Below are 9397 nucleotides of genomic sequence, written 5' to 3' on the forward strand. Positions count from 1 at the left end.
ACGAGCTGTCGATCCCGACGTAGATCACAGGTCTTGTCCTTTCCACTCGTTCTCCGACTCGATCGTCCGGCTGAACAGGCGGTCCGGGCAAGGGCTGTGGTCATCGACCGACGTGCCGAAGGACCCGGCTGCCGCCCGTTCCGGTCAGTCAAGCGGCCAGTTGCGCCACTCTGTGGTAGATCGCCGGCCTGGATGGCATCGTTGAGAAGTGGGCGACCTCCTGGGTCGTGCCCCGGGGTCGGGTCTCGCAGATCAGCGACAGGAGACAGCACATGGCAGTACGACTGGGAATCCTCGCTCTGCTGGAGGCGAAGCCCGGCAAGGGCGATGAGCTCGGGGCTTTCCTGATGGGGGGCCGCGCGCTCGCCGTGGCAGAGGAAGACACTGTGACGTGGTACGCGTTCAAGATCGATGACACCCATTACGGCATCTTCGACAGCTTCGAGGCCGAGGCGGGACGCGATGCCCACCTGAACGGGGAGATCCCGAAGGCTCTGGGTCAGGTCGCCGATGACCTGCTCGCCGGCGAACCCGACATCCGGACCGTCGACATCGTCGCGGTGAAGTAGCAGCGCCCGTACGCCCGCCCTGATCAGCACGATCGCGTCGGCGTCGGCCACGTTCGCCGGATTCGGGCTAGGCGAGCTCTGGTACCGCCGACGGGTCGAGGGACCGGCCGGCGGCCACGGCTTCGTCGTACGCGTGGTGGCCGAGAGCGGCCACGGCTGCTTGCTCGGCCGCATGACCGGCCCGCTCTGGCTCACCATCGCGGCTCTCGGGCTGCTCAAGAAGAACTGAAACACCGGCGCCCGAAGCATCAGCCACGAACCGATCCGGGACGCGGTCCGCCCCGAACGCCTGGGGAAGCCCTGGGGGACTCCACTGCAAACGGCGGATCGCGGAGGGATCGGATCATGCGTATGCCCGGACTGCACAAGCTCATCAAGCGACACGGGCGACGACACCCAGGACGGCATCGCCGTGGGCGGCCTGCGACCCGCAGTCGCTACCAGTTCGCGGGTGCGGCCGCCGCGGTGGTCACCCTCGGAGCGTTGGCCTCCGCGCCGTTCCCCGACCGTCCGGCGACCAGCGGGTACGACGCGGCCGGGGCGGCGGCGGCACCAGCGGCCGATCCGTTCATCGAGGACGAGGTGCTGGACGAATTCGTCGCGCCGGAGCAGCTGGACGCGGTCCCCGTCGGGCCCGATCGGGTGGCGAAACCGGTGCAGATGGTGCTCTCGGGTGCGCCCGTGATCAGGACGCTCGGTGAGAGCGGGATCCCCGCCGTCGCCTTGCGGGCGTACAAGCAGGCCGAGGCGCGGTTGGCAGTCAGCGACCCCGGCTGCGGGGTGCCGTGGACGGTGCTCGCTGCGATCGGGCGGGTGGAGTCCAACCACGGCCGGTTCGGTGGCGCCCAGCTGCGCGAAGACGGCTCGGCGACCCGGCGGATCCGCGGCATCCCGCTCGACGGCCGGCCGAACGTCGCACTGATCCGCGACTCCGACGGCGGCGCGCTCGACGGCGACACCGTGTACGACCGCGCGGTCGGCCCGATGCAGTTCATCCCGTCGACCTGGCGCGCGGTGAACGCGGACGGCAACGGCGACGGGTTCGGCAACCCGAACAACATGTTCGACGCCGCGCAGGGCGCCGCCCAGTACCTGTGCACCGGTACGTCGAACCTCCGCAATCCGGCCCAGGCCGCGCAGGCGGTACGCCGCTACAACAACGCCGACTCTTACGTCCGGGTAGTGCTCGCGCTGGCCCGCATGTACCAGACGGGCCGTGTGGTCGGCCTCCCGTCAACCGGCGACCAACTCCCAGACGAGCCCACCGATCCACCGGCGGTGCGCCCCTGGCCCACCGACCCACCGCCGGCGGTGCGGCCCTGGACTACCAACCCGCCGCCGGACGGCACAGTGCTCGCCAAGCCCGCCCCAGCACAACGGACCGAACCCGCGACACCACCACGAGCAGCGACCCGCCCGCAGACGACGACGCCACCGCCGAACCGGCCGAACCCGGCCTCCCCCCGACCCGCCAAGCCCGTCGCCCCTGAACCATCCGCGACCACGACCTCCGAGCCGCCGGCCGCGCGACCACCACAAGCGCGACCGACGACCAACCCGAACCCGTCGGAGACAACGCCACCGTCCGAGCCGGCACCGACCGAGCCGAAGGCGTCCCAGCCGAAGGCGTCCGAGCCCAAGCCGTCGGAGTCCGACTCGCCTACTCCGGCACCGTCCGCCGAACCCACCCGGGCGCAGCAGCCGACCACGGCCGCGGTCGGCTGGGCCCCGGCCATGCGCCAAGTAGTCGGCCGAGCCCTGGCCAAACCTGCCTGCCCCCCAACCCCCACTCCCCAACCGGACCAGCCCTCCGAGACCTGCCCCCACGACCCCGCGGAACCGTCCCCAGCTCGGGACGGCAAGAACCGGGAACGGTGCACACCGCAGAACGTGTGCAAGGTCCCGGGTCCCCCGCGTCCGTCGGCCAGATCCGGGCGCTGAGCGCCCGCGATGCGGCTGCGCTCATTCAGAACGGGTGAGGTTGATCCGCCAACCTGCCCACGCGAGCACACCGACCGGGATGGGGAGCCAGAAGGACACGAGCCGATAGAGCAGCGTGCCGACCGCGGCCGTGCTGGCGCTGATCCCGATGAGCACGAGCAGAGCCGTGAGTCCAGACTCGACGAAGCCCAGACCACCTGGAGTGAGCGGCACGATCGCGAGGGCCTGGGCCACGACGTAGGCCAGCAGTACCTCCGACGGGCGGGCGTGCACGCCGAATGCGGCGAGCGCCGCAACCAGCGCGGCGTAGTCGAACATCCGGTTCGCCGCGGCAGCGAAGACAGCACGCCACCAACGGCCTGCGATGGCACTGGCGATGCGGTCGCGCTGCGCGACCAAAGAGGCGCCGACCGAGTCGGCGGTGATGGTCCGCTTGACGAGGTGTCCGAGGTGTCCGCTGAAACGCCCAGCGGCGACGACGAAGCCGGTCCAGGTGAGTGCTGTCACACCAACACCCACGATGACCACGGCGATGATCAGCGAGACCAGGAGGCCGAGTTGGAGCTGCCGAGCAGGCGGCGGACCGATGATCAGAGCCGGCACGGTGATGATGGGAAGCAGCATGAGGACCGCGGTCGTCAACAGCCCGACCGCGGCGAGGGTCGAGGCCACCACCGGTGCGGGTTGGCCGGCCTGGATCAGCACACGCGCCTGGACGACACCGCCGGCGGCCGGGCCCCCCGGCACAACCTTGCTGGCCGCGTTGCCGGCCAATTGCGCCGAGGCCACAGCGCCCCAGCGAGGCAGGGGCACGCCGGCGGCCTCATCAGCGGGGGCAAGCGCCAGGCGGGTCAGCCACCACAGCGACGCCAGGCTGCACGTCTCCAGCACCACCAGGACCAGGAACCACCACGGCTGGACATCTCGCAGCCTTGGCCAGGAACCGAAAATGGAGAGCAGGCTCGGCGCGACGATGTAAAGGCCGATCCCGGTCATCGCCAGACCGACCGCGCGTCCACCCCACCGTCGTACGAGCGTCCTGTCCCACCGCCGCATGGCTCTCCGCCCGTCGGTCCGCCCACCCGGTACGGAGGTAGGCCCGGCCATATCCGTGCCACTCGAGCATAAGTGTCGCGCGGTCGTCGGTGCCGACGACGGCGCCGAAGTCAATGCAGTCGCTCGGGTTACCGGAGGTGCCGAGAGGCTGTGCCCAATTGTTTTCAGCGTCGGTGCAGGACCTTCGGCCTGAAACGAGGCGTCGTCAGGCGAGGCAGCGCCCGGCGTCGAGGGGCTGGCCGGCGGCGGTGAAAAGTTCGGCGGCCTCGAGCAGCCGGCGGCGCGCGGCGTCGCGGTCGCCCTCGGCACTGTGCAGGTGCGCCCGGGCCTCGGCGATCGCCGCCTGCCACGCGGTGCCCTTCCACAGCGCGGCGGACCGCTCGGCCGCGGCGAGGTGCCGGCGAGCGTCGTCGAGATCGCCGGCGTCGGCGCAGGCCGTCGCGGCAGGTACCGCGAGCATGATTGAGCAGAAGGTGCAGGCGTCTTCCTGGCCGAGGGCGGCCACGGCTTGGTCCACGACGGCGCGGGCGCTGTCCACGTCCGGCGCGGCGCGGATCATCGTCCCGTACACGCGCTGCAGCAGGTGCAGTGCGATCGACGACCAGCGGGCCAGCGGGAGCGCTCGGTGCAACAGCCGCGTCGCCTCGGCACGGTCCCCCTGCGCGAGGCGCACTTCGGCGAGCCGCTGCAGGCTGTGGGCCTCCCCCGCGGTGGAGCCGATGTCGTGGTGCAGGTGCGTGGCCTCGGTCAGCTCGGACTCGGCGAGGGCCAGGTCCCCGGACAGCAAGGCCGCCTCGCCGCGCAGCGCGGTGGCGAACGCGACGGCCCGCAGTACGCCGGATTGACGCGCCGACTCGCGCAGGGTGGCACCGATCGCCAGCACCTCCGCGTACGGCGTGGGTCCGTACAGCAGGAACTCCGCCACGCACAGGTGGCTGTCGAACATCGACCGCGCCAGGTCCGGCCGTTGCGCACCGGCACGCAGTTCGACGGCGAGCCGACCGAACCACTCCCCGCGCAGGTGCGCGACCAGACCCTGCAACGAGATCAGGTCGTACATCCGCCAGTCACCGGGGTCGGCCACCCCGATCCGGCGGCGCGCCTCGTCTGCGGCCGCCGCGGCCGCCGGCAGATCGCCTGTCAGATAGGCCAGGATCCCGCGCTGGAGCAGCAGCGCGGCGTCGTCAGCCGATCCGTCCGGCTCCAGGCCGTCGAGTGCCTCGGCCGCGGTCGCGTAATCGCCGGCGAAGGTGGCAGCCCGAGCCAGCCGTGGCAGCAGGCGCCGCCGTTCAGCGGCGTCGCCTGTGGCGCTCAGCGCCTCCCGGTAGGCGAGTACGGCGCCGGCATCCCCGGTTGCCAACAGCATGTCCGCCCGCAGGGCAAGCAGCGGCCCGCGCTCCGGGTCGCGGACTTCCTGGCGCACCAGGTCGATCAGCCCTAGCGCGTCGCGGTAAGCCCCGATGGCAGCGTCGGTGCGGGCGGCCTGCAGCACGAACGGTGCGGCAGCACCGACGTCGCCGGCCTGCAGCAGTTGGTGGCCGATCCGTGCCGGGGACGCGTCGAGGCCGCGCAGCGCCTCGGCGGCCCGACGATGGAGCGGCAGCAGGCGGTGCGGGGGCAGTCCGTCCAGCAACGCGTCGCGCACGAGCGAGTGCCGGAAGCGGTAGCCGGCGCCGGTCCGCTCGACCGCGCCGGCGGCGAGCGCGTCGTCGAGCAATTGGTACGCCCGAGCCTCGCCGACGCCGGACATGGCGACGTACTCGTCGGTGTCGAACGAGCCACCCAGCACTGCCACCCTGGTCAGAGCCCCGGTCGCGTCACCACTGAGGCCGCGGAGTACCAGCGCACCCATCGGGCCGGCGCGGTCGTCGGCCGCCACGGCCGTACGCGCCAGCTCGACAGCTGCGAAGGGGTTGCCGCCGGCAAGCTTCACTACCCGCTCGAGCAGCACCTGATCCTCACCGACGGCCCGGCCGGCCAGCCGGCGGATGTCCTCGTCGGCCAGCGGGCCGAGGTCCAGCGGCACCGACGTACCGCGGCCTATCAAGCTGCGGCGCATCGCGTCCATCGCCGGAGGCAGCGGCCACGAGCGGTGCGCGACCACGATCACGATCCGCTCGCCGACCGAGGTGCGGGACAGATAGTGCAGCAGCCGCAGGCTGGCCTCGTCGGCGTCCTGAGCGTCGTCGACGACGAGCACAGCGCCACCGCCAGAGGACGCTAGCCGCAGCAGTTCGGCGGCACTGACGAACAGCCGCTGGTGGCGGCTCTCGCCGGTCCAGTCCGGGGAAGTGCCGCGCAGGGCTCCCTCGATCTCGACGCGGTACTCGTCGGCCAGGCCGTCGAGCAGGGCCGGGTGGCGACGGCACAGGTCCGCGAGCGCCTCCAGCGCCGGCGCGTACGGCCAGGCCCCCTCGATGCCGGCGGCCGTGCCGAACCCCACCCGCAGCCCACGCTCTTCGGCCCGCCGGTCCAGCCACCGCAGTACGGCGGTCTTACCGATGCCCGCGGGCCCGGATACGAAGAGCGTCCGGCCCTGGCCGTTTCTCGCGGCAACGATGAGGCGGTCGATCCGGTCGAGCTCGGGGTCGCGGCCCAGCGGCGGCCATTGACCCTCAGGTTGCGGGGCGTCAATGGCTCGCAGCTCGGCGCGCAACGAGGCGACGGCTGGGCTCGGGGTGACCCCCAGCTCGCCGCGCAGTGCTCGCTCCAGCCGCTCCAGCTGTCGTAGCGCCCCGCGCCGGTCGCCGCTGTCGGCGAGCTTCCGCGCAAGGGCCAGGCTGGCGTCCTCGTCGGCTGGGTCGGCAAGGGCGAGATCCTCCCACCGGCCGGCGCGGCGCAGTACCTCCTGATGTAGCCCTCGCAAGCGATCCCGTGGGCCTTCCAGCCATGCCTCGTACGGGTCCTCGGGCAGCAGGTCGCCGGCCCACAGATCCGCCGCGGCTGCCGCCACGGCCGTACCGTCTGCGTTGCCGCGTCCCTTCGTATTGCCGCGTCGGTCCGTACTGCCGGGTTCGTCCGGGGCTGCGAGGGCCTGCTGGGCGCGTCGCTCGAACACCTCGGCGTCGACGACCACATACGCGTCGGGGAACAGGGACACGAAGTCACGGGCCAGGACCAGCGCCCGCGGATCACCGAGCGAGCGCCGGGCGTAGTACGCGGCTTTGTGCAGCCGTGGCGCGGCGTCGTCGATCCCGGTGCCAGGCCACAGCGCGTCGATGACCTGCTCGCGGTGCAGCGCCCGGCGTGGAGCGAGCGCGAGGAGTTTGACCAGCGCCGCCGCCTGGCGGCGGCGCCACTCCTCGGCGGGGACAGCCCGCCCATCGACCCGGACGGCGAAGCCGTCCAGCAGGTCGATCTCGACGCGCATCGCTTCTCCCATCCGCGAGTCTAGTCCCGCACGCGCTGCCCTGACGTTTGCTCTGTCTGAGGCCGCTCTATCTCACGTCCTCGCTTTCCGACACCTGCCCTGACCGACGCCTGCTCCGTCAGGCTGTGCGAGTGGGGGCCAGATCGAAGCCACGGATCGCCTCGACCTCGTCCGCCATCACCGAGGACAGCCCGCGCAACAGCCGGCGGGCCTCGGCGAGGTCCCACTCGTGGGAGGCGAGGCGATCGACGATCGGCTGCATCGGCAGGGCCATGCGGTCCCGCTGCGCCTGGTAGTCGGCAAGCGCGATCCCCTCCGCGTGCTCCGATGCCGACCCGGAGACGATCGCGACGGCGAGCAACTCCGCGTCGCGCAGCGCGTCGGTGATCCCGTGAGTCGAGAGCGGGTCCACCCAGCAGCCGGCGTCCCCCACGAGCGCCCAGCCGGGTCCGTACGGACGACGCAGCCGCGCCGGCATCCCGCGGAAGAACCGCACCGCCCCGTACGGCGGCGCCGCCGTACGATCAGCGAGTTCGCCGTCGAGCCGCGCCAGCAGCCCGCGATGCGCGGCGGCAGGACCGTGGTCGCGCGTCGCGTCGGCGAGTACGTCCTGCGGGCCGCCGACGAACACACACGCGACGCCGTCGTTCGTGGGAATGGCCCCCGCGGACAACGCATCGCCGTAGTACCAGTGGTAACCGTCCAGGTCCGCAGCCGGCCAATACCCGTAGACGTACGACCCGGCGTGGGCGCCTGCCGCGATAGTCGGCGCGGCCGACCGACCAGCCACCACAGAGCCGCGTCCGTCGGCGCCGACAACCAGCCGTGCGCGCTCGGTCCAGCTAACCCCGCCATGGTCGCGCAGGACCACACCGACCACCCGGCCAGCGCCGTCACGAGCCAGGTCTGTGACAGCCAGCCCGAAGCGGAACCGCGCACCGGCCTCCTCCGCGGCGTCGACGAGTATGGCGTCGAGGACGGTACGGCGCGGCGCATACAGGGCATCAACACCGGCATACGGTTTCAGCGAAACCGCCATGGACTCCGCGCCGTAGTGGAACGTCGCCCGGCGTACCGGCGGCGCGCCGGTCGCCGCCACCCGGTCCAGCAAGCCCCAGCGCCGCAGCTGCAGAACTCCGCCGCGCATCAGCGCATGCGTCGACACGGTGTCCGAGCCGCGGCGGGCACGTTCCACGACCAACACCCGCAAGCCGCTGCGGGCGAGCAGTAGCGCGGTCGAGGCTCCGGCGACGCGGCCGCCGACGACGATGGCGTCCCAGCTGGCGCCGGCCCGGCTCCGCGGGTTCACGATGACTTCACTGGAGTGCTGACATCGATCTGGACATCGGTGCCGTTGACAAGCACGTCGTACACCGCGGAACGGCTGCGGGACCGCTGCACGAGCGCCGCCAGTTCCTCGGGCGATGCGTCGCCCTCGACGTCGAAGTGCACGCGGATCTGCCGGTAGCCGTTGCGGACCACATCGGACAGGCCGAGTACGCCGAGCAGGTCGATGTCGCCTTCGACAGTCGACGACACCCGCCGCAGGGTGATCCCGCGGGCTGCGGCGATGTTCACCAGGCCCGCAGTGAGGCACGTGGCGATGGCATGCAGGAGGAACTCCACCGGGGTCGGGCCCTGGTTCGACCCGACGAGTACGGCGGGATGGTCAGCGTCGTACGCGAACGGGTCGGCGCGCGACCTGTCCTCCTGTCCGGCGCCGTAGAAGCCCTGGATGACGGAGCGGCTATGGGTGCCGCTGATCCATTCGTTGTTCGCCCGGAACTGGAACTGGGCGATCTCCGGCGCCCCCTTCACCGCGTCGAGGGTGGCAAACAGCGTCGGGACGTCGACGCCGTTGCGTGGAGGCCGTTGAACCGTTGCGGTCATGGCAAGACTCCGTTCGGTTGATGGACCATGACCCCGCCGACGCTAGGAATGCCGCCTTCCCCCAACCTTCCCCACAACTTCCCGACTCCTCGACTCAGGGGAGCCCAGGCGTGATGAGGGTGGGCGGGTCGGCGCTTTGGAGAGCGCCGCGTCGGCCCGGGCCAACGCGCATCGGGTGACCCGGGGACCTAAAGGCAGCAAGGTCGGTCCACCCGGAGGTCGGCGATTCAATCTCGAGGATTCGATCCCGGCCGATGTGCACCCGGCTTGGCCGTTACGTCTGGGCGGCCACAGCCAACTGAAGGAACTCGCGGGGCCTGCCCCTCAGCATCCGCCTCCCGCAGTCTCGCGTCCGATGGAGCTGGGACCGGCCGGGCGATCGAGTGGTACCGCCGGGCCGCCCGGCAGGTAGATCAGTCGGCCGGGCGGGTTCGAGGTGCGGGGCAGTCAGTCGGCTGGGCGGGTTCGAGGTGCGGGTCAGTCGGCTGGGCGGGTTCGAGGTGCGGGTCAGTCGGCTGGGCGGGTTCGAGGTGCGGGTCAGTCGGCTGGGCGGGTTCGAGGTGCGGGGCAG

The 9397-nt window shown here is 71.7% G+C and carries 6 protein-coding genes; 2 read left to right on the top strand and 4 right to left on the bottom strand.

The window, feature by feature from the left end; genetic code table 11:
- Nucleotides 1-272: 272 nt before the first annotated feature.
- Nucleotides 273-569 (top strand): putative quinol monooxygenase, encoded by a 297-nt coding sequence (locus tag EV644_RS44045; RefSeq protein ID WP_132197758.1) that lies wholly within the window; start codon nt 273-275, stop codon nt 567-569.
- A gap of 345 nt (nt 570-914) precedes the next feature.
- Nucleotides 915-2510, top strand: a complete 1596-nt coding sequence (locus tag EV644_RS44050) for a lytic transglycosylase domain-containing protein (protein WP_132197760.1) — start codon at nt 915-917, stop codon at nt 2508-2510.
- Nucleotides 2511-2531: 21 nt separating this feature from the next.
- On the opposite strand, the gene EV644_RS44055 is transcribed toward EV644_RS44050, so the two are convergent.
- The 4 genes from EV644_RS44055 to EV644_RS44070 all read right to left on the bottom strand — a co-directional run bounded on the left by EV644_RS44055 (nt 2532) and on the right by EV644_RS44070 (nt 8826).
- On the bottom strand, nt 2532-3566 hold the full coding sequence (locus tag EV644_RS44055) for a lysylphosphatidylglycerol synthase transmembrane domain-containing protein (RefSeq protein ID WP_158293123.1): 1035 nt from the start codon (nt 3564-3566) through the stop codon (nt 2532-2534).
- A 205-nt stretch (nt 3567-3771) separates the two neighbouring features.
- Nucleotides 3772-6936 carry an ATP-binding protein gene (locus EV644_RS44060; protein WP_158293124.1) on the bottom strand — a complete coding sequence of 1055 codons (3165 nt, stop codon included), beginning with the start codon at nt 6934-6936 and terminating at the stop codon, nt 3772-3774.
- 118 nt (nt 6937-7054) lie between these two features.
- A complete protein-coding gene (locus EV644_RS44065) occupies nt 7055-8245 on the bottom strand; it encodes an NAD(P)/FAD-dependent oxidoreductase (protein ID WP_199240395.1) in 1191 nt (396 codons plus the stop codon).
- Nucleotides 8242-8826: an OsmC family protein gene (locus EV644_RS44070; RefSeq protein WP_132197766.1), complete on the bottom strand. Its 585-nt coding sequence runs from the start codon at nt 8824-8826 to the stop codon at nt 8242-8244. The genes EV644_RS44065 and EV644_RS44070 overlap by 4 nt, the downstream gene beginning before the upstream one ends.
- Nucleotides 8827-9397: the final 571 nt, after the last annotated feature.

The sequence above is a fragment of the Kribbella orskensis genome (assembly GCF_004342085.1).
Classification (GTDB): Bacteria; Actinomycetota; Actinomycetes; order Propionibacteriales; family Kribbellaceae; genus Kribbella; species Kribbella orskensis.

Excerpts from the sequence above, each read along its gene's own strand:
- EV644_RS44045 (WP_132197758.1), top strand. The coding sequence starts at position 273 with ATGGCAGTACGACTGGGAATCCTCGCTCTGCTGGAGGCGAAGCCCGGC.
- EV644_RS44050 (WP_132197760.1), top strand. The coding sequence starts at position 915 with ATGCGTATGCCCGGACTGCACAAGCTCATCAAGCGACACGGGCGACGA.
- EV644_RS44055 (WP_158293123.1), bottom strand. The coding sequence starts at position 3,566 with ATGCGGCGGTGGGACAGGACGCTCGTACGACGGTGGGGTGGACGCGCG.
- EV644_RS44060 (WP_158293124.1), bottom strand. The coding sequence starts at position 6,936 with ATGCGCGTCGAGATCGACCTGCTGGACGGCTTCGCCGTCCGGGTCGAT.
- EV644_RS44070 (WP_132197766.1), bottom strand. The coding sequence starts at position 8,826 with ATGACCGCAACGGTTCAACGGCCTCCACGCAACGGCGTCGACGTCCCG.